Raw genomic sequence first — 19257 nt, forward strand, 5'->3', positions numbered from 1 at the left:
CGCGCGATTTCTCGCGCTGGTGCTTCGGCATGTCCTGCCCAAGGGCTTTCGCCGGGCGCGCAACTTCGGCTTCCTGCATCCCAACAGCAAGCGTTCGATTGCGCTGTTGCACTACCTGGTCGGCATGCTCGTGAAGCGCCTGCCGGCCGATGAGAAGCCCCGTCCGCAACTGCGTTGCCGCTGCTGCGGTGCGCCGATGCGCATCGTGCGAACCGGCATGCCGCCGCGTCCGCACTCCAGCGCATCGCCGCCGCAGCCGCTCGCCGCAGCCGCGGCGCCGGTGATGTAGCCGCCGCCGACAATCTGACCACTCGGTTTTCGGCTGCCGCAGGCCGAGGACCGCGCTCGGCTCGAATTCGGGCCAAACGGCGCGCGATCCCCGCTTCGGCCTGCCGCCGTCGCCGCAACGGCGACGAAGACAGCCGGTGGTGCGCCGGCCGCGGGTCCCCGCGGCCGGCGCACCACCGGCTTCATGGAAGATGTTTTCTATGCCCTCCCCGTGATTCCTCGACCCCGGGCTCGTCCAACGACCGGTTCAGATCGCGGCTCGCTTCGCTCGCGCGATCTAACCTTATTCGTTGGGCCTATTCACTGCTGTAGAATCTCTAGCTGGCTGCGAATAAGTCGACAGAGACTCTCCCGAATCTCGGGATGACGCGGAACGGGCGCTTGCTTCCCGGTTACGGGATTTGCATAAATGTCGTGACGGCTACCGTGACGCTTCAGGTAGCAGCCAGCGGCTGCCAGCTCCTCAATGAACTGGCCGCGTTTCATGCAACTTCCAAAACGATCCCTTTTGTGCGCGCAGGCGGACGATTGCCTGCTTGGTCATCCCGAGACATGAGCTTATAGGCATCGGCAATATTCTCTTCGAGATCCTGAAGAGTTTCGCCTTGGCTGAAGACGCCGGGGACTTCCTTCAATTTTCCAACAAACCAGCCATCGTCTTCCCAGAATTCAAGCGTAAATTCATGCTTCATATCGATGCCTCTTGGATGTCGCTGCTTGTGAGGCCCAACGTCAACCGCAGCCCGCGCCAAACTGCGGCGGCGCGCGAAGCGCCCGCCGCAGTTTGGCGTCGGGCTGGCGGGCTTGTTGGCACTCACTGATCTTGCTTACGCGCAATCAGTGCTCGAATCTCTCCGGCGAGGCTCGCGGGTACGGACATCGTTATCATGCCTTCTTGCTCGAAGGCTGCCTCAATTTCCGCGAACTGCTCATCTTCCGACTGACCTTCATAATGTTGCAGAACTTGGCGGACACGCTCTTCGTTCCAGCCTTTCGGAAACGCATTACTCATCGCCTGTTCCTCCGTTGTCTACGCCGATACGCAGTCTTCGCTTTGCCTTGTAATTCATAGGCTGTGATTACGAATAAGCTGTCTGGATCTTCATCCGGAACATATATAACCTGTAGATACCGGCCAGCGCGTGTTTGGCCGATCTTCATGCGCGAGTTACGCTTTGCCGGCAAATCCTCGCCAATGCCAAACAGCACTTCTGCCACCTCGTCTTCATGGACGCCATGCTCGTAGATGTGAGGGACGCCGGTTGCAGGATCATTGTAGAACCGAATATCCAAATACGTACCCCATCACTTCTCTATCGAGTTACTCTCTAGAGCATGTTCGTAGTCGGCGTGGGCTATTGCGTCGCAGAGAAGATTAGCCGATTACAAACATGGATAGACCGGCAAGCAAGCCCCAGCGAATGTCGCTGAACCACATAATAAGCGCAGTACGACTACGGGACATCGCTCGTGCGAGAAAGAAGACCACAACGCCAACGACCATGATGAGTAGGCCGAATACTTGATCTTGTTGCTGCGCGCTCTTGGTAAGAATGCCACAGCCAGTCAGTGAGTACAGCATTATCAACGCTAGTGCCATTCGACGGTCAAGCATTTCGAGCGCTCCTTCGGTGTGCGCGGGTTGCCAACGCTAAGCGCAGCCCGTGCCTTGGAGCAGCCTGAGCGACAGCGAAGGCTGCTCCAAGGCGTCGGGCTGGCGCGCTACTTAGCTTTCTTTGTTTCGTTTGGTATAGAGTTCGGTGCTGCGCTATAGCTCAATAACAAATTCCGGGTTCGACATACTCTTCTTGAATTCAGCGAAGTCTTTAAGCGGATTGCTTTGCAGAATTCCTAAGATCCCCGTAAGAGCGTGATCCAAAGCCTCCTTGTTGCGATCCGCAACTCCCTGCTCAAGTGCTGCGAAGAACCTCTCTAGAGCGGAAGCGCGCTCCGCAAACCGAAGCTCGAAGTAGTTCAGGATGACTTCTTTCTCCGACTCGAGGGATCGCACAAGCACATCACGCTTCGCTTGAATATATAAACGCTTAGTGTTCTCCTCGGTCCTTGTTCTGAGGTATTCTACTGTTTCGGAGATAACTGCCAACGGGTTCAGAGTGTTTGCCGCTGAGGCAACGTGCTTCCCGGCAGCGGAAATGGCCTTTTGGTATGTTTTTGTCATGCTCTTTCTTCTCGTAGAACCGATTGCCCAAGCTACTCTGAAAGCAAATTGCCGTCTTTATCGGTTATGGCAACATCAAGCAAGTCGCCGAGGGCTTTCGCTGTTCGGGCGACAATGTAAGCGTCTTCGATATTCGAAGGGTTAGATTTGCCCAAAAGTTCACGCAGCGCGGCATCTACGCGCATGGTGGCGTCGTAAAGCTCGTCTGCACGCCGAAGGATGACTCGGAGCACCGCGAGCTGTTGTTCCATCAGTGCCTCGGCTTTATCCATTTCAGCAATTTGATGACTTACTTCCGTTTCAACCGCATCGGCCTTTTTCCCGGCAAAAAAGCTGGCCACGAGCAAGCCAGGGCCGATGACGATTCCGTTGAGTACTAGTGCACCGAGCGCCATTCCGCCGCCGCCAGTAGCAAGTGAACCGCCTCCTAGCCACGCGATGGTTGCGTTAGTAGCGGCCGCTCCGCTGAGCGAAGATATTGCGGTGCCGGTGGAGGCTGAAGCTAAGGTTCCTACGAGGCCGTATGCGGCAGAAGCCGTGGCGATTCCTGCTCCCGCGCTTGTCCCAAGGCCGCTCAAGACTTCCAAGGCGTTGGTGGCGGCCCCAGACCACTCGGCGAGGGTTTCCTGGCCGAGGTTGACGTCTTCTTTGAGTTGTCTTTCCTTTATCCGTGCTCTCTTCAAGAAATCGACAGCCTTTCCCAAGGTGACTACGGCTTCCAAGCGCCTTTTTCCGAGTGCTTCGAAACGGCTGTGGGCATCACCCCGCGCCTCCGTGTAACCGTCCTCACAAGCTTCATAGTTAGTTCGGCGTCTGTTATAGCGCTTCCGTGCGTTTCGGATGCGAAGCAGGGATCTGACGTTACCATGAACGCCCTTCGTACCCGTGAGAACTGACAAACCTATCAGGACGGCGGGGATAAGCGGAACCGGCATCGCTGTCACGACTCCGTGTTGTAGCTAACGTCTGCCGTAGTCGGAGCCAAAAAGCAGAGCGAGGAAGGATCGACGCTTTGTAAGCCCGAGTTTGTGGCATTGCTAGCTGTCATTTGTAACGGCCCATTCTATTTCGTTGTCGATGCCCTCACACCATGCCGGAACTCCCTTTGCGCCGGTAACGATATGATTTATGCTTGCTATCAAAGATAGGCAACTTACGACTGCTAGCTTCACTATGCCCTCATCCAAGTCATAGAACTTCTGGAGTTTTTGATAACCGCCGAATCTTTCCGGCGCAGTAAACGGCGAAGGATGCACCAAGGAATCACGAAACGGCTTTACCTGTTCTAGAAACTCCGCCTTACCATCTAGCGGAACTTCTGAAGTGCCAGAGATGATCCATGGATAATTGTCGAGCTTCTCGCGGATTGACGCGGATGTTGTATCCTGCAAGAGCTTTGCCTTTCTTTTGGAAAGGTGCTCTAAGCTATGTGATTCACAATAATCCCAAGCCAAACCATTTAAGTAAGCCTCAAGCAAATTAAAGCAAGACAATACAATTGCTCGTTGTGCAAATTCGAGATTTCGGAGCGACGGAACGAATGCCTCCGTGCGATTGGATACCGACTTATGGGGCAGCTTCTCGTAAGGGTTTATGGTCCGCTTCGCGCGTCGGATTAGCTGCAATGAAGTCGCAATGTCCTTCGCAATCATGTCTTCGGGAAAGCGAAACTTAAGGCCCCAAAGAGAAATACTAATTGTTAGGTGAGGCGGTGCTCCGTTAAGTGCTTTAGGGTGCAATTTTCCGTATCTTCTTTCAAATTCTTTGAGAGGTATCTCTAATCCACAGTTGGCAAGGATTTCGTCATAGAGCTTGGCAAGTCGTTCTGTATTTAATGAGACGAAGTTCTGATCACAGAACTTCTCTATTTCCGTTTCCAGCCTACGTCGAACATCAGCGTAGCCGGATTTTAGCTGGCGCCTTGGAAGAGACGAGTAATCAACGGTTGCTGGGCGACAAAATTCCTCCCAGTCGTTAAACTCACCAAGCATTAACCTACCGACCGCAACAGCCTTTTCTGCCATTTCCACCGCAGCCGATTCTTTGTCACGTCCAGTGGTTCTTGCGGCAGAGTTCAACGGTGTTACTCAGCTAACGTTAAGCCTGGCTCGCCGCCCGTTGCCGCGCCGGAGCGCAGCGACGGCGCGGCAACGGGCGGTCGGGCCGAGGCGCTTGTTGGGCGATTCGTTGGCCTGGCGATTTAATGCTGGCCTCTCCCAATTTTTGATCCATTATTCCCCCTCTTCAATTCTTGGGGGAGGAATGCATCGATTTCTGAATTTGAGAAAGTCATATCCTCCAGTTTTTGGAGGGCTTTTTGAGCTTTTCTGTAACCCTTATAACTCGTGCTAGGCGAGCCCGCATAAGCCACATGCAACTCTTTGGTAAGAGCATCCCTGCGCTCTCTGATCTTATCAAGTGACACATCCCCAATCCTAATGTCAGTCAGCAAAGAAAGAAATTCCTCCCGGATGATCCACAGGTCAGATGCTGCTTGCTTATGTTTTTGGGCAATCTCACCCATGTCGTAGTCCTTGGTGTAAGCATTCAAACCTAGGAGAACGGTGGACAAGACAACACCGATTCCTGCGCCGATGTTGCCGCTTCCAAAGAATGTCGATAAGATCCCTCCCGTAGTTAATGCAGACAACACTATCTGTCCAAGTTTTATGTGTCCGAGTCGGGACAGTAGGATGTCCGCACACTTCTCGTGCGTCTTATGCGAATATACTACACGACCATAGCATTCTCTAACTTGGCCTTCTATGATCTTCGCTTCTTCATTCATAATCTTCTTGGTTGGTGGCTATTGGGACGTGAATCCTGTCCTTGGCGACGACAACGCCGTTTTTAACGCAATAACACTCGACAACGTGGTCGCCTTTGAAGTTTGTTTTCTCTGTTTTTTCTAAATGACCTTCATCATTGACTATTTGTCCCCGGATGCAGTTCCTATTTCGCGATTCCTCACCTCGGTTCAAAACCTTCCATAAGATAGCATATGGCTTGTGGACTGATATTTCCTTCACCCAGAAACGAAGCTTCTTCCTGGCTAGCAGAGGCATTCTGCTGGCCAGCATACTGCTCAGAAGGTGCATTCGGAAGCCATCCTGCTTAACTTCACAGTCAATGACCAGGTTTTCTCGTATATCTATGGGGTATTGGTTCTCGATCAACTGCTCAGTGTCTTTCCATGTGTATGCGGCTTTCGCCACTGGAGCCTCTGCAACCTCCTCTTTGGCCGCAGGAAACGGTCTACCATAAACCTTTTTCCATTTCGCATTAACGTTCTTTTGCTTTTCTGCATTGGTCGCGTCCAAGCACAGATTATATGCCTTTTTTGCCTTGGCTTGAAAATTCTTCTTGACCTTCACTCGTTGGCCGCTTCCGGGTGCGGCGTAGTAATCTTGCTTGGGCAATTCCGAAAGATACTTGAAGAAGTCTCGGCTCATCCAGTCGTAGTAGAGGTAGCTCTTGTCGTCATAATCTGTGGTAGACTTGAGAAAGTTGTAGGCAAGTGTGTCAATCAATAGGCCGCCCATTCCGACACCATGTTTGTTTTTCCAGGCGCGAGCCATTTTGCAGAGGCGTTTCAGATTGTAGTTCTTGTCAGCGTCCAACTCTGAGACTGCGGCCATTTCCTTCCTTGGCTTAGTTACTTTCCAACTACCATCGCCCTTGGTGTCTGGATAATAGTAGCTTTGATCCTCTTGCTCAAAGACCGGCTGTACCTCTACGTGGAAGTCTGTATAGGTTACGGTGCCAACCAACCGGTCAACCCTAACATTAGTGTTCGGGTAGCGCTTTAGGATCGCGGCTTTTGTATCCTGTAAGAGTTTGAGCTGTTTGCCCTCCTTGTAATCATCCCATATGGACTTGGGCATGATGTACAGCATATCGAGATCAGATATACCATCTATACCAGTTTTGCGGCCAAATGAACCAACTTGCAAAGTGTTAGCTGTCTTGGATTCCGTATCTCGAAATTGCTTATTCAAGGCCGACGTAAGTTCTCCGTAGCGGTAACTGACGGTGCCCGCATTGCTAATCGCCAAGTTGGCAATAAATTCGGAGAACATTTCAGAGACGCTCATTCCAGTTCAATCCTCCTTTGCTCTATTTTTACGGACGTTAAGCGCAGCCCGCGCCTTGGAGCAGCCGCGGAGAAAATGGGGACAGACCAGGACAGACCACGTTTTCTATCGTCCCGGCAAAGTAAAGCGAGAGTCCGAGAAAACGTGGTCTGTTCCCTATTGCTCGCTGTTTGCGGGGTTCGTACGACTGCCCAACGTTAAGCACAGCCTGCCGCTTGCTGGCCGGACGGAGCGAAGCGACGGCTGGCCAGCAAGCGGTCGGGCTGGTGCTCTGGTTAGGCATCTTGTTGAGTAGAAAAAAGAACCCTCATTTCTTTATCCGACAGTGAAAGTGTAATGTTCCTATACGGGTCACACTTGAAGTTTCCTCTGATCTTGACGAGACCCGATCGCTTGCCTTCACATAAACTCGAAGGTCTACTCCCCCAGATTTCGGCAGGAAGGCTATCAATCGACAAACGTAATGCATCCCAGACGAGAGTCACGTAGGTTGGTCCACCGTCAAACGATGATGATACAATGCCAACCACGAAGCCATCCTCGTTATAAACTGGGCCTCCACTCATCCCTCCCTGTGCTTCCATAGCAACTTCAACGCATGGGGACCGCATACGGTCGCCTCTGCCATGCGGGTAGCAAGCAGTGACCAAACCCGAACTGACGAGTGGTGTTACCGGAGCGGCGCCAGGTTCAATTTTTCCTTGTCGAAAACCTACTGCCCAGAGCCTCTGCCCTGGCAGTGGAAGGCATAGCTCAATTGGGGCAAACGAAACAATATGTGAAATGTGTGCGTCGGAGTTCAGGCTGCATGAAACCACGGAAAGATCAGATACAACTTTCCTATCATGCATCATGAATTCACTCTTCCCTGAGCACGTAACCGTGGCTGTTGGAAGCCAGGCTCGCGCTGCACCTTCAGGGAGAAGCGTGAGTAACACTGGTCCAGAACCCGCTCGAGGAAACTCATCGAGAACGTGCGTTGCCGTCAGCATTAGACCTGGGCCAATCATGATGCCACTCCCAATGCTGAGCAATTTGTCACCGAAGAAACCTCCTATTGCCGCGACGGCATCACCAGCTTGGTAGAGACTGTCTAAAGGGCCTATCCCATCAACGGTTGTGAATTCAGGCCGCCTCCAACTGACCTTGAGTCTCTCCAAATCAGGATTATCAGCCGATATTTCGACTTGGTGACTCAACCCGTCCGTGCTCATACTTTCTTCGCTGTACCCTACCTAACGTTTTGCAAAGCCGGCCCATGCATGCGGCCCGACACCCTTAGAATTTTGCCACAAGCTCGACCCGCATGCATGGATCGGGCTGTTGCGCTGGTTCGCACGGTTTATGCCCACCGTATGTGGGGGTGTGAAATGGTAGACAGATGCCTTTGTGACCCGTCAGTTTGTCGGGCTAAATTAGTCAATTTAGTAAACTGTCACCGTATCTCAATTTAGTAAACTGTCACCGTATTTCAACGTCTAGCGCATCAGATTTCTTATTCGGTCTTCCGCGACCGTCGGCGAATCGACGAAATATTCTTTTCCGAATGTATAAGCGTCCTGCCAATTGGGAAATACTGTTTCGAATTCTTCCAGCGCCCGGATTAGGTTTTCTCTTATCTCGCTCGGCTGTGCATTTCTTGCAATAATCCTATCCAAAACCATAGCAAGAATGGTATCGGCCAACTTGGCTTCAAATTTCTTGTAGGCAGCGACCCCTTTGTCTTTTCGAAAAACTGTAAACTTTCCTCGGTTGTTAAAGACCTTGGCCATAGCCGGCACAAGATATTGCAACGATCCAAACGTATGAGGATAGTGGTCTCGGTAGGCTTCGGCGAGATCGAGATTTGACGTTGCCACGGTGGTATGCCCTCTATTTCCTCTTTAGTTGCATGACTTCCGAACGTCGTTGGCCGCTTGCATCAACGATTCCATGAGAAGACCTCGTTTCATTAGTAGCTGCGCGTAGTATCCGGGGATTGGTTTATAGACGTTTAAAAAAACTACCGAAAACGCTAGTTCTGGGCCGCCATGTTCGTTTGTTAAAAGAGCATTCTGGATGATATCCGAGTAATCCGTGTAGCGCTCATGCAACTTGTTTATCAGCTCATTGCTGCTCGACACCCATCCGCGCTCCATAAATGCGTTAACGGCGGCAAGGTTCATCTCATCCGACCTTCGCTCAACATCCTGCGGGGCTCCGTTTGACGATGCTAGGACTATCAGGGTGCAATATGTCAGAGCGAAGGCGGCCGTCTCTTGGCGCATCAATAGGCGATTTGACGGCTCGCCTCCGATCTCACGAAGTACAGATTCCAGGGTCCGTGCGAGCGTCGCAGCAGCATCGGTGAACAGTTCTTCGCTTGATTTCCTGCTGCCAAAGAGTCTTGAAAATGGGGGCATACTGGCCTCTGATATTTTTGCCTAACAGTTACTTGGGCCGCAGCCTGTGCTTGAGGTGTTAGGTTGGACCCTTTCTTCAAGCATTCTGCTTGGGCCAAGTCTAGCGCCTTTTCTGATACCCGCAACCTCCAAAAGCCTCGTCCTGCCAAGTAGATGCATCCTCCCGCATCAATGCCGCCGGACCCGCGGAGTCGTCGCGGATCGGCGCGTCGCGCTCCGCACCTCAGCGCTGGCACCGCGGGCAATAGAAGCTGGAGCGTTGGCCGATGCGCCGCGTGCGGACGGGCGCGCCGCAGCCGGGGCAGGGCTCGCCGGTGCGGCCATAGACGCGCAGCGCGCGGGCGAAGTAGCCGGGGTTGCCGTTCTCCTGCACGAAGTCCCGCAGGCTGGTGCCGCCCTCGGCGATGGCGGCGGCGAGCACGGTCTTGATGCTCGCGGCGAGACGCTCAAAGCGCAGCAGCGCGATGCGCCCGGCGGGGCGCGCGGGATGGATGCCGGCGCGGTGCAGGGCCTCGCTGGCGTAGATGTTGCCGACGCCGACGACGACGTGGCTGTCCATGATGAAGGTCTTGACCGCTGCGCGCCGGCCGCGGCTCTGCCGGTGCAGGTAGGCGCCGTCGAAGCCGGGCGACAGCGGTTCCGGGCCCAAGTGCGCGAGCAGCGGGTGCGCCTCCACGGGCGGCGGCGCCCAGTGCAGGCTGCCGAAGCGGCGCGGGTCGCGGAGCCTGAGACAGCGCCCGTCGTCCAGCGCGAGATCGATGTGGTCGTGCGGACCCGGCGGCGTGGCCGCCGGCAGCACGCGCAGGCTGCCGGACATGCCCAGGTGCAGGATCAGCGTGCCCGCGGGCAGGTCGATGAGCAGGTACTTGGCGCGTCGGCGCAGATCGAGCACCGGCTGCCCGGCGACGGCCGCGTCCAGGCTCTCCGGCACCGGCCAGCGCAGCCGCCGCTCGCGCGCCACGAGCCGCAGGATGCGCCGCCCGCGCAGGTGCGGCGCGATGCCGCGCAGGCTCGTCTCCACCTCGGGCAGCTCGGGCATGTCAGTGCGCGGCGCCGCGGCCGCGGCGGGCCCGTGGCATGGCCGGGGTCGTGCTCACGGCCGCAGCTTCTCCGTGGGCAGCGGCGCCATCGGGTCGTCCATCGGGGCGAGTTGCTCCGGCGCGGGCGGCAGGTCCGGCGGCAGGTCCGGCGGCTGGACGGGCGCGAAGGGGTCCTCGGCGCCGGGCAGCGCGGACGGGTCTGTTCTGCGCGGCGGCACCATGTCGCGCAGGTTCGGAATCGCGGCGGTGGGCCGCTCTTCGGCCGGCTCGCTGCCGGGCGGCGGCGGCGCGAGCCGCTCCGTCGGCAGCGCCGGCGCGACGGGCTCGGGCGCGGGTGGCGCCGGCAGCTCGGCCGGGTCGGGCTCGCGCCATTCGTCAGGCCGCACGGGGGCCGGCGTCGGCATCGCCGCGGTGGGCAGCGACCGGCCGGGCGGCGGCGGCATCGGCAGCGCGGGGGCGCTGCGCGCGGCATCGAGCGGCGGCGTCGCGAAGCGCCAGCTCAGCTTGGCGTCGAGCAGCGTCCAGCGGGTGCCGCCGTCGCTGACCAGGAATTCCAGCGCGTCGCCGCCGTCCGCGGAGCCGATTCGGAGAGACTGCCCCAACCCGCCGCCGTCGCGCAGGTCCGGCGGCGTCTCGACACGCACGGCCAGGGCATCGGCCAGCGGCGCCAGCGCGCCGGCGGTCAGCGGCTCGCCGTCGAGGTCGCCCAGGCCCGGGCTGAAGTCGGCCGGCAGGAGGCGGCGGCTCACCAGCTCCAGCGTCGGCGTCATCAGGCGCGGCAGAAAGCGGTCGTCGATCAGGTGCACCATGTCGCCGATCTGCACATAGCGCTGGTCCGCCACCGGCTCGGTGCCGCCGAACCGCAGCTCCAGCCCGTCGAGCACGATGCGCACCGGCGCCGGGTCGAGACCGAGCCCGCCGAGGTCGAGCCCGGCCGCCGGCAGCGTGCGCGTCAGCGTCGCCGCCGCCACGGGCAGGAGCTTCGCGACCGACTCCGCGTCCGCCGGCACGGCGTAGGGCGCGAGCATCTGCCAGCCAGCGTCGTCGCGCTTGAGCCGCACGGCGGGCTCGCCGGCGCGGTGCAGCTCGATGCTCGCGATGTCCGCCGGCTTGAGCGCCGTGAGGCGCGTCTCGCGCAGCGCCTCGCGCACGTCCAGGCGCGCCGCGAGGAGCAACCCAGCGAGCAGCACCAAGAGGCCCAAGTTGATGAGCCAGCGCCGCGCGAGCATGGTCAGTCCTGCTCCCGGCGCCAGCGCACCAGGAGCCCGGCGCCGATGAGCGCGACGGGCAGCAGCACGACGGCGCCGAGGGAGATGATGCCGGCGCGCAGATCCGACAGCGCGACGATGGCGCGGTCGTCCGGCCCCGTCGGCGGCGCGATGAGGTCTTCAAGCCCGGTCAGCCAGCGCGCCATGCGCAGGGCCAGCGTGCGGTTCTCGGCGCTCGCCAAGTGGGCGTTGCTGGCAAAGTCGCCGTCGCCGACGACGATGACGCGCTGCATCGGCGCCTCCGCCGGCGCCTCGTCTGCGCTCGCCGCCGTGCCGGGCGGCGGCGGGCGCGGGCGCGTCAGCACCAGCGCCAGCGCGAGCGGGCCGGGGCGCTCGCCGAGGCTCGGGTCGCGCGTCAGCTCGCCGCGGATCGGGCCGGTCTCGTTCCAGCTCTCCGCGCCGGTGGCGAGCACCGCGTCGAGCTGCCAGCCCGGCGCGGCGGCGGTCTCGAAGGCGAGGCTGCCGGGCAGCACGGCGGGCTCGACCAAGTCCCGGCCCAGCGCGTGCGCCGGCCAGTCGGCGAGCAAGGCGAAGGTCGGCGTGTCGAAGCCGCGCGCGGCCGCGGCGGCATCGACCACGGTGCCGGGCAACGGCCGCACGCCGAGATAGGTGGCGAGCGGCTCCAGGCCCATCAAGTCGCCCGTGTCGCCCGTCTCGCTCGGGTCCATGAGCCAGAGCAGGTTGCCGCCGGCGGCGACGTGGTCCACCAGCGCCTCGGCCTCGCCCGGGAAGAGCGCGATGGACGGCGTCGACAGCACCAGCAGGTCCGTGTTGGCCGGCACGCTGCCCGCGCTCGCGAGGTCCAGCGGCCGGAGCCGAAAGCCGCGCTGGCGCAAGAGCTGCGCGAAGCGGCCGATGTCGGGCCCGCCACCACCCGTGAGCGCGCGCTCGCCGTGGCCCTCCAGCACCGCGACCCAGGGGGCGCGGTCCAGCGTGAGCCGGGCGATGGCCCCGGATAGCGCCGCCTCGCTCAGCACGCCGAGCGTCTCGCGCCGGCCCCGATACTCCAGCAGGATCTGCCCCAGCAGGCGCACGTCGGCGTCGCGGGCGCGCTCCGGGAAGCGCTGCGGGTCCACCCAACGCACGTCCAGGTCGGGCCGGTGCCGGCGGTACTGCGCGACGAGCTGCTCCACGGCGCGGCCGATGCGATGCTCGCGCGGCGCGAAGATGGTGATCGCAAGGGGCGGCCCGTCGCCGGCCGACAGCCGCTCCAGTACCGCGATGCTCTCCGGCGACAGGCTGTTGCGCTGCGTCAGCGTCCAGTCGAAGTAGTGATCATGGCGCGCGACGAGCCAGCCCGCGGCCAGCACGACGCCAAAGAGCAGCAGCGCGAAGAGCAGGTCGGCGACGGTGCACAGGACGCGCCGCCAGGGTCCGCTGTCGCGCTGCGTCGCGCCGTCGGCGTCGGCGCCGGGCGACGGCCGCGCGGCAGCCGGCTCCGTACTCGGGACAGCGGCCATCGCGGCGTCGGCACCGGCCGCGGGTGATGGGTTGGCCTTCATGCGCGCGCCGTCATCCGAGCCTTGCGTTGTCCAGGGCACGGTGCGCAAGCGCGAGGAAGAGCGCGGACATCAGCACGAAATAGGCCAGGTCGCCGACTCGCACGATGCCGGCCAGGAACCAGAACAGATGCTGGTTCCACGCCAGCCAGTCCAGCACGCCGAGCTCGGCGGCGCCGAGCATCTCGGCCCGGTTCACGACGGAGAGCAGGATCAAGAGCCCGTAGGCGGCCACCGCGGCGGCGATGGGCTGGCTGGTCAGGCTGGCCGCGCAGAGCCCCACCGCCGCAAACAGGAGCCCCGTGAGCCAGAGCCCGAGCGACGCGGCGACGAGCAGCCCCGGGTCCACGGCGGCGGCCCCGAGCAGCGTGAGCCCGAGCCCGAGCGGCAGCAGGCACAGGGGCAGCAACAGCAGCGCCAGCCCCAGGTACTTGCCGAGCAGCACCTCCGCCAGCGACACCGGCGCGCCGGCGAGCAGCGTCCAGGTGCCGTCGCTGCGCTCGCCGGCCAGCGCGCGGGCGGCGAGCAGCGGCACCACGAGCAGCAAGATGACGGCGGCGGCGCCGTACAGATTGTGCGCAAGCTCCAGGTTGAGCCCGGCGCTGTCGACGGCGGGCGCCGGCCCCGAGAAGCGATCGAGCACCTTCAGCAGCACATAGCCGAGGATGGCCTGCGTCACCGCGAGCAGCACCCAGCCGACGGGCGTGCGAAACGCGGCGAGCAGGTCGCGGAGCGCGATGGCGACGATCACGCCGCCTCCATGCCGAGGGTCTGGAAGAAGAGCCGCTCCACGTCGGTGCGCTCGACGCCAAGCTCGACGAGCCCCCAGCCCGCGGCGACGACGGCCGCGGCGAGCTGTTCCGCGCACGCGCCGTCCGTCAGCTCGATGCGGTAGGTGCCGGGCTCCGCGATGCTGCTGCCGGGCACCGGTCGCGCGACGGGCACGGCCGCGGCCACCGGCGCCAGCGCCTTCAGCGCCGCGAGCTTCGGCGGCCGGGCGACGCGCAGCAACAGCGCGCGTGGCGTATCGAGCCGCCCGTCGTGCAGCATCCGCCCCTGGTGCAGCACGATGACGCGCCGGCAGGTCGCCTGCACCTCCGTCAGCGCGTGGCTGGAGATGATCACGGCGGCGCTGTTGCCCAGCTCCGCGATGAGCCCGCGCACCTCGCGCATCTGCACCGGGTCGAGCCCGTCGGTGGGCTCGTCGAGGATCACCAGCTCCGGCTCGTGCAGCAGCGCCGCGGCGAGCCCGGCGCGCTGCTGGTAGCCCTTCGACAGCTTGCCGAGCAGCCGGCGGCGCACCTCGGTGAGGCCGCACAGCCGCTCCACGCGCGCGACGGCGCGCGCGATGGCGCCGGGCGGGATGCGCCGGAGCCGCGCGCAGTGGTCCAGATACTCCGCAACGCGCATCTCCGGATACAGCGGCGGGCGCTCGGGCAGGTAGCCGATGCGGCGCTTGGCGCGCTCCGGATGGCGCGCGAGGTCGTCTCCACCCACCGTGACCCGCCCCGCGCTCGGCGCGAGCAGGCCCGCGAGGATGCGAAGGCAAGTGCTCTTGCCGGCGCCGTTCGGCCCCAGCAAGCCGAGCACCTCGCCGGAGGCGAGCGCGAAATCGACGCCTGCGAGCACCGGCTTGCCGCCATAGCGTCGTTCGAGGCCCCGCACCCGCAGCAGTGTTTCCATGGCCGCGACGATAGCGCGGGCGCTGGCCGCTGCCAACCGAGCGCGCGGCGGCTTTCGCGCCGGCGCCGCGGCTTGACCGGCCGGGGCCGAGTTGTTGTTACCATCAGTGCTCGATTTCCGATCAAGCCCGAGCGCGTGGGGAGCGACATCGATGCCGCAGTTTCAAGGTTCCGGCTTCACGCTGACGCTGCCGAGCGGATGCCATGACGCGTCGGCCTACACCTTCGTGCTGCCCGCCGACGGCGGGTTCGCGGCGAATCTGGTCATCCGGTTCGAGGACGTGGCGGCGGACCTGGACCTCGCGCAGTACGCGGACAAGGCGCTGTCGAACCTGAGCGGCCAGTTCCAGGGCTTCAAGCTCGTGAACAAGGTCGCGGGCAAGCGGGGCGACGCGGACGGCGTGCTCGCAACCGTCGAGTGGGGCGAGGGGCCCGCGCGGATGACGCAGAAGCACGTGTATCTGCTGACGCCGGGGAAAAAGGCCCGACTCTACATCCTGACCACCACCGACCTCGCCGCGAACGCCGCGAAGTCTAACCCGGTGTTCGATCAGATCCTGCGCAGCTTTGCGCCGAACGAGGCCCAGCGTTTCTAGTCTCATTGCCGGAGCCGGATAAATCCGGCGTACCCGGGAGGCGCCGCCCCTGGGTACGCCGACTTTAGTCGGCCCCTGGGTACGCCGACTTTAGTCGGCCCCTGGGTACGCCGACTTTAGTCGGCCCTGCCGATGGTTGCCCGTACCGGGCGACTGAAGTCACCCTTCCCAAGGGCCGGATAAATCCGGCGTACCCGGGAGGCGCCGCCCCTGGGTACGCCGACTTTAGTCGGCCCTGCCGATGGTTGCCCGTACCGGGCGACTGAAGTCACCCTTCCCAAGGGCCGGATAAATCCGGCGTACCCGGGAGGCGCCGCCCCTGGGTAACGCAGACTTCAGTCCGCCGTCATTCGCGTTCAGCCTGCAACATCGACCGCCTCGGCGATCAGGATATGCGTGTCGTAGAGCGTGATGCTGCGCTCATGGATGCGCGTATGCCACGGAAAGTGCAGCACCTCGTCGCGCAGCTCCAGCCCGGTCACGGACTGCGGATGACCGTCCGGTGCCAGCAGCGAGCGCAGCAGGGGCTCCGCCGCGCCTCGCGTCACGCCGCGCTGCGAGTGACCGCCGATCCAGGCCTCGATGGGGGTGACGCCGGGCGACCAGTCGTAGGGCGAGGCAAGCACGGCGCTGCCGCCGGGCACGAGCGCCTCGGCGATGGCGGTCAGCAGCGCATGCGGCGAGTTGACCGAATCCAGCACCTGCAGCGCGACGGCGAGGCCGAAGCCGTCGGCGCGAAACGGCAGCGACATGCCGCTCGCGGCCCAGAAGTCCACCCGTTCCATGGCCGGAAGGTCCACGGGGAATTCCCGCCGGTCGTAGACGACGCCGATGCGCCGGCGTGGATAGCGCAGGCTCCGCTGCCGCAGCACCTGCTGCGCCACCCGCAGCATGGCGACATTGGCGTCGATCCCGAGCACGAGCTGCGACGTCGTCTGGGCCAGCTCGAAGCTGCTCCTGCCCACCGCGCAGCCGATGTCCAGCACGGGCCGATCCGGGCGGCGCGCCACGCGCGCCAGGCCTGCGTGCAGGCAGCGGCCGACGCCGTTCGGCCGGACGGGTCCGTCGCCGGGCTCCTCCCGGTCGAGGTCGCCGTAGTTGTCCCAGGCGTAAGCGCTCAGGTGCTGGCGGGTGATGTCGAAGGCGCTGTTCGGCCCCAAGCAGTCGCCGAGGATGGATTCGGTCTCCGCCGCGAGGTCCGCACGCGCGGTGAGATGACCGATGTTGTCGTCGATGTAGCGGCGGATGTCCGGAAAGAGCAGCGGAATCCCGTCGATGATCGGATATTCCAGCCGGCACTCCGCGTTCGGGCAGTGCAGGCTGCCCTCCAGCACGGTGTCGGCGTCGCGCACCGCGATGGACGCGAGCACCAGCGGATGTTCCTGCTGGCGATGTAGCCGGCAGCTCGGGCAGACCGGCGCCAGGGACTCGAAATGGACCAGCTTCAAGGCTCAGCCGCCGATGAGCACCGTCGGGCAGCAGGGCGGAAGGATATTGCCCGTGGGGCTCGGGATGGGCGCGACACAGCTCGGGTGGCTCGTCATGTCGCCGGCCCGCGCCGCGGGCATGCCGCCGATCAGCACGGTGGCGGAGCCCATCGCGATCATGCCCGGCCCCGCCGGCACGCAGGGCACCAGCATGCAGGGCAGTGTGGTGTCCGTGACGCGGGCCGCCGGCAGGGAGCCGATCAGCACCGTCGGCTGGCCCGTGATGATCATGAGCGGCATCGCGGGATGCGGCACGGGCGTCGGGACCGGCGCCGGCGGGTGGATCGGGGCGTGGCAATGCGGCGCGGTCTGCAGGACCATGTCGGTGATTCTGGCGGCGGGTTTGCCCATCGTCGTTGCTCCTCGTGCCACTGCCGGCGGTCAGCGCTGTACCTCGCCGGAGACTAGGCGGCGTCGGTTGGGGCGTCAAGGTTCGCGCCGCGGCGCGGTGGTTGTCGTTGTCGTTGTCGGCCACTTCGACCCCGACCCCCGCGCGACGGCCGCGCACAGCCCGCCCGAGCGCGCGGGCCGCGACCTGCGCGTGGGCTCGCGTCGGCCCGCCGCGGCGTGGTACATCACATCGTTCCGGCAACGACGCATCGCGACCCCTGCGCATGGCTCTACTCGGCATCGACACCGGCGGCACCTTTACGGACTTCGTCCTGTGGCAGGACGGGGAGCTCCGCGTGCACAAGGTGCCGTCCACGCCCGGCGCGCCGGAGCGGGCGATCCTCGCGGGCGTGCGGGAGCTGGGGCTCGACCCGGCGGCGCTCACGATCGTGCACGGCTCCACGGTGGCGACCAACGCCGTGCTGGAAGGCAAGGGGGCGCGCACCGCCTTCGTGACCAGCCGCGGCTTCGCGGACCTGCTCGCCATCGGCCGGCAGGCGCGCCGCGCGCTCTACGACCTGCAGCCCCCGCCCGCCGAGCCGCCGGTGCCGCCGGCGCTCTGCTTCGAGACCGGCGGGCGGGTCGGCGCCGACGGCAGCCTGCTGGAGCCGCTCACGGAGGCAGACTTGCGGGCGCTCGTCGATGCGGTCACGGCGTCCGGTGCCGAGGCCGTGGCCGTCTGCCTGCTGCATGCGTATCTGGACGACGGCGCCGAGCGGGCCATCGCGGCGGCGCTGCCGGCGACGCTGTTCGTGTCGCTGTCCTCGGCGGTGCTGCCGCTCATTGGCGAGTACGAGCGCGGCGTCGCCACCTGGCTCAATGCCCGGGTCGGCCCCGTCGTCGGCGGCTATCTCGGGCGGCTCGCGGCCGGGCTGCCGGGTGCGCGGATCGCCGTGATGCAGTCGAGCGGCGAGACTGTCGCGGCGAGCGCGGCCGGCGCCGCCGCGGTACGGCTCCTGCTGTCGGGACCGGCCGGCGGGCTCGCGGGCGCGCGCTTTGTCGCCGATGCGGCCGGCATCGGGCGGCTGCTCAGCTTTGACATGGGCGGCACGTCCACCGATGTCGCACTCGTGGACGGCGAGCCGCGGCTCACGCTGGAGGGCCGCGTCGCGGACCTGCCCGTCGCCGTGCCCATGGTGGATATGCACACCATCGGTGCCGGTGGCGGCTCCATTGCCCGCGTCGATGCCGGCGGCGCGCTGCAGGTGGGCCCCGAGTCCGCCGGCGCCGAGCCGGGGCCGGTCTGCTATGGCCGCGGCGGCGTCGAGCCGACGGTGACGGATGCGAACCTCGTGCTCGGGCGGCTGCGGGCCGATGCGTTCCTCGGCGGACGCATGCCGCTCGACGGCGCCGCGGCGCAGGCCGCGCTGGCGCGGCTCGGCCGCCGGCTCGGACTGGACGGCGACGGTGCCGGCGACGCGGACATCGCCGCGCGGGCCGCCCTCGGCGTCATCGACATTGTGAACGAGCACATGGCGCAGGCGCTGCGCGTGATCTCGGTGCAGCGCGGCATCGACCCGGCCGGCGCCTGGCTCTGCTCCTTCGGCGGCGCAGGCGGCCTGCACGTCTGCGCCCTGGCCGACGCACTCGGCATGCGCCGCGCGCTGGTGCCCGCGCGTGCCGGCGTGCTGTCCGCGCTCGGCATGCTCGCGGCACCGCCCGGGCGATTGCTGACCCATGCCTGGCCCGGGCCGCTCGCCGGGCGCGTGGACGCCGACGTGGCGCGCGCCTTCGCGGCGCTGGCGGCGGACGGCATGGCGGAGCTGACGCGCGACGGCATCGAGCCCGCGACCCTGCACCGCGAGGACAGCGTCGATCTGCGCTATCGGGGCCAGTCCTACACGCTGAACCTGCCCTGGCGCGGCGGCGCGGCCACCGCGGACGCGTTCCGGGCGCTGCACATCGCCCGCTACGGGCACGCGCTGGAGCTGCCGGTGGAGTTGGTGAACCTGCGCGTGCGCCTGACCGCGCCGGCCCGGGCGCCGGCGTTGCCGAGCGTCGGCGCGCTGCCCGCGGCGCACCCGGTGGACGAGACGGCCAGCCTCGTCGGGCTCGCGGCGCCGGTTCCGTTGCTGCGGCGTGACCAACTGCCGCTGGACGGCCGCGCCGACGGACCGGCCGTGATCCTGGACGATGTGGCGACCACTTGGCTCGCCCCGGGCTGGCAGGCGCAGCGCGACCGCTTGGACAACCTGCTGCTGCGCGACGGCGACAGTGCCGACTGACCGTCCTGCCCGCCGGTCGATCCGACCCGCAGCCCCCGGAATCCACCCGCCGCTGCTGGCAGGTCCGCCGCCGCTTGGCTATAGTCCTAGCATGCTGCCCCAATAAT

General features: G+C 63.7%; 21 protein-coding genes. 3 read left to right on the forward strand and 18 right to left on the reverse strand.

The window, feature by feature from the left end; all coding sequences use genetic code 11:
* On the forward strand, positions 1–289 hold a 289-nt coding region (locus tag ML01_RS29585), incomplete at its 5' end, for a transposase (protein ID WP_371258205.1).
* A gap of 299 nt (positions 290–588) precedes the next feature.
* On the opposite strand, the gene ML01_RS27145 is transcribed toward ML01_RS29585, so the two are convergent.
* The 16 genes from ML01_RS27145 to ML01_RS10820 all read right to left on the reverse strand — a co-directional run bounded on the left by ML01_RS27145 (position 589) and on the right by ML01_RS10820 (position 14453).
* Positions 589–774: a type II toxin-antitoxin system HicA family toxin gene (locus tag ML01_RS27145; RefSeq protein ID WP_082674154.1), complete on the reverse strand. Its 186-nt coding sequence runs from the start codon at positions 772–774 to the stop codon at positions 589–591.
* Positions 771–980: a type II toxin-antitoxin system HicB family antitoxin gene (locus ML01_RS27150; RefSeq protein WP_082674155.1), complete on the reverse strand. Its 210-nt coding sequence runs from the start codon at positions 978–980 to the stop codon at positions 771–773. Before ML01_RS27150 ends, ML01_RS27145 begins: the two co-directional genes overlap by 4 nt.
* Before the next feature lie 122 nt (positions 981–1102).
* A complete protein-coding gene (locus tag ML01_RS27155; protein WP_082674156.1) occupies positions 1103–1300 on the reverse strand; it encodes a hypothetical protein in 198 nt (65 codons plus the stop codon).
* A gap of 756 nt (positions 1301–2056) precedes the next feature.
* Positions 2057–2467, reverse strand: a complete 411-nt coding sequence (locus ML01_RS28605) for a hypothetical protein (protein ID WP_216819155.1) — start codon at positions 2465–2467, stop codon at positions 2057–2059.
* A 32-nt stretch (positions 2468–2499) separates the two neighbouring features.
* Positions 2500–3189: a hypothetical protein gene (locus ML01_RS28610; protein ID WP_156427656.1), complete on the reverse strand. Its 690-nt coding sequence runs from the start codon at positions 3187–3189 to the stop codon at positions 2500–2502.
* Positions 3190–3504: 315 nt separating this feature from the next.
* On the reverse strand, positions 3505–4545 hold the full coding sequence (locus ML01_RS28615; RefSeq protein WP_156427657.1) for a hypothetical protein: 1041 nt from the start codon (positions 4543–4545) through the stop codon (positions 3505–3507).
* Between the two features lie 122 nt (positions 4546–4667).
* Positions 4668–5255 (reverse strand): SLATT domain-containing protein, encoded by a 588-nt coding sequence (locus ML01_RS10790; RefSeq protein WP_058555410.1) that lies wholly within the window; start codon positions 5253–5255, stop codon positions 4668–4670.
* The gene (locus ML01_RS10795) at positions 5248–6561 is read right to left on the reverse strand and encodes a nucleotidyltransferase (protein WP_058555411.1); all 1314 of its coding nucleotides are present in this window, start codon (positions 6559–6561) and stop codon (positions 5248–5250) included. The genes ML01_RS10790 and ML01_RS10795 overlap by 8 nt, the downstream gene beginning before the upstream one ends.
* A gap of 275 nt (positions 6562–6836) precedes the next feature.
* Positions 6837–7775 carry a serine protease gene (locus ML01_RS31325; protein ID WP_082674158.1) on the reverse strand — a complete coding sequence of 313 codons (939 nt, stop codon included), beginning with the start codon at positions 7773–7775 and terminating at the stop codon, positions 6837–6839.
* A gap of 264 nt (positions 7776–8039) precedes the next feature.
* Positions 8040–8420 (reverse strand): hypothetical protein, encoded by a 381-nt coding sequence (locus ML01_RS28620; RefSeq protein ID WP_156427658.1) that lies wholly within the window; start codon positions 8418–8420, stop codon positions 8040–8042.
* A 24-nt stretch (positions 8421–8444) separates the two neighbouring features.
* Positions 8445–8963 carry a hypothetical protein gene (locus ML01_RS28625; protein ID WP_156427659.1) on the reverse strand — a complete coding sequence of 173 codons (519 nt, stop codon included), beginning with the start codon at positions 8961–8963 and terminating at the stop codon, positions 8445–8447.
* Between the two features lie 223 nt (positions 8964–9186).
* Positions 9187–10002, reverse strand: coding sequence for a bifunctional DNA-formamidopyrimidine glycosylase/DNA-(apurinic or apyrimidinic site) lyase (mutM, locus tag ML01_RS10800; RefSeq protein ID WP_058555412.1), 816 nt, complete (start codon positions 10000–10002; stop codon positions 9187–9189).
* A gap of 54 nt (positions 10003–10056) precedes the next feature.
* Positions 10057–11232 (reverse strand): hypothetical protein, encoded by a 1176-nt coding sequence (locus ML01_RS10805; RefSeq protein ID WP_058555413.1) that lies wholly within the window; start codon positions 11230–11232, stop codon positions 10057–10059.
* Positions 11233–11234: 2 nt separating this feature from the next.
* Positions 11235–12812 carry a GldG family protein gene (locus tag ML01_RS10810; RefSeq protein ID WP_254045216.1) on the reverse strand — a complete coding sequence of 526 codons (1578 nt, stop codon included), beginning with the start codon at positions 12810–12812 and terminating at the stop codon, positions 11235–11237.
* Complete coding sequence (locus ML01_RS10815) at positions 12784–13521, reverse strand: ABC transporter permease (RefSeq protein WP_058555414.1); 738 nt, start codon at positions 13519–13521, stop codon at positions 12784–12786. The genes ML01_RS10810 and ML01_RS10815 overlap by 29 nt, the downstream gene beginning before the upstream one ends.
* Positions 13518–14453 (reverse strand): ABC transporter ATP-binding protein, encoded by a 936-nt coding sequence (locus ML01_RS10820; RefSeq protein WP_058555494.1) that lies wholly within the window; start codon positions 14451–14453, stop codon positions 13518–13520. The genes ML01_RS10815 and ML01_RS10820 overlap by 4 nt, the downstream gene beginning before the upstream one ends.
* A 151-nt stretch (positions 14454–14604) precedes the next feature.
* Between ML01_RS10820 and ML01_RS10825 the strand changes: the two genes are divergently transcribed.
* The gene (locus ML01_RS10825) at positions 14605–15048 is read left to right on the forward strand and encodes a DcrB-related protein (RefSeq protein WP_058555415.1); all 444 of its coding nucleotides are present in this window, start codon (positions 14605–14607) and stop codon (positions 15046–15048) included.
* A gap of 356 nt (positions 15049–15404) precedes the next feature.
* On the opposite strand, the gene ML01_RS10830 is transcribed toward ML01_RS10825, so the two are convergent.
* Together ML01_RS10830 and ML01_RS10835 are read right to left on the reverse strand one after the other, a co-directional pair.
* Entirely contained in the window at positions 15405–16496 is a 1092-nt protein-coding gene (locus ML01_RS10830; RefSeq protein WP_058555416.1) for a methyltransferase domain-containing protein, read from the reverse strand.
* Between the two features lie 3 nt (positions 16497–16499).
* Positions 16500–16886, reverse strand: a complete 387-nt coding sequence (locus tag ML01_RS10835; RefSeq protein ID WP_058555417.1) for a PAAR domain-containing protein — start codon at positions 16884–16886, stop codon at positions 16500–16502.
* 263 nt (positions 16887–17149) lie between these two features.
* On the opposite strand from ML01_RS10835, the gene ML01_RS10840 reads away from it, so the two are divergent.
* Positions 17150–19150, forward strand: coding sequence for a hydantoinase/oxoprolinase family protein (locus ML01_RS10840; protein ID WP_058555418.1), 2001 nt, complete (start codon positions 17150–17152; stop codon positions 19148–19150).
* The last annotated feature ends 107 nt before the right edge of the window (positions 19151–19257 follow it).

The organism is Thiohalocapsa sp. ML1 (genome assembly GCF_001469165.1).
GTDB lineage: Bacteria > Pseudomonadota > Gammaproteobacteria > Chromatiales > Chromatiaceae > Thiohalocapsa.

Coding starts and splice junctions, on each gene's coding strand:
- ML01_RS27145 (WP_082674154.1), bottom strand. CDS start 774: ATGAAACGCGGCCAGTTCATTGAGGAGCTGGCAGCCGCTGGCTGCTAC.
- ML01_RS27150 (WP_082674155.1), bottom strand. CDS start 980: ATGAAGCATGAATTTACGCTTGAATTCTGGGAAGACGATGGCTGGTTT.
- ML01_RS27155 (WP_082674156.1), bottom strand. CDS start 1,300: ATGAGTAATGCGTTTCCGAAAGGCTGGAACGAAGAGCGTGTCCGCCAA.
- ML01_RS28605 (WP_216819155.1), bottom strand. CDS start 2,467: ATGACAAAAACATACCAAAAGGCCATTTCCGCTGCCGGGAAGCACGTT.
- ML01_RS10790 (WP_058555410.1), bottom strand. CDS start 5,255: ATGAATGAAGAAGCGAAGATCATAGAAGGCCAAGTTAGAGAATGCTAT.
- ML01_RS10795 (WP_058555411.1), bottom strand. CDS start 6,561: ATGAGCGTCTCTGAAATGTTCTCCGAATTTATTGCCAACTTGGCGATT.
- ML01_RS31325 (WP_082674158.1), bottom strand. CDS start 7,775: ATGAGCACGGACGGGTTGAGTCACCAAGTCGAAATATCGGCTGATAAT.
- ML01_RS28625 (WP_156427659.1), bottom strand. CDS start 8,963: ATGCCCCCATTTTCAAGACTCTTTGGCAGCAGGAAATCAAGCGAAGAA.
- mutM (WP_058555412.1), bottom strand. CDS start 10,002: ATGCCCGAGCTGCCCGAGGTGGAGACGAGCCTGCGCGGCATCGCGCCG.
- ML01_RS10805 (WP_058555413.1), bottom strand. CDS start 11,232: ATGCTCGCGCGGCGCTGGCTCATCAACTTGGGCCTCTTGGTGCTGCTC.
- ML01_RS10820 (WP_058555494.1), bottom strand. CDS start 14,453: ATGGAAACACTGCTGCGGGTGCGGGGCCTCGAACGACGCTATGGCGGC.
- ML01_RS10825 (WP_058555415.1), top strand. CDS start 14,605: ATGCCGCAGTTTCAAGGTTCCGGCTTCACGCTGACGCTGCCGAGCGGA.
- ML01_RS10835 (WP_058555417.1), bottom strand. CDS start 16,886: ATGGGCAAACCCGCCGCCAGAATCACCGACATGGTCCTGCAGACCGCG.
- ML01_RS10840 (WP_058555418.1), top strand. CDS start 17,150: ATGGCTCTACTCGGCATCGACACCGGCGGCACCTTTACGGACTTCGTC.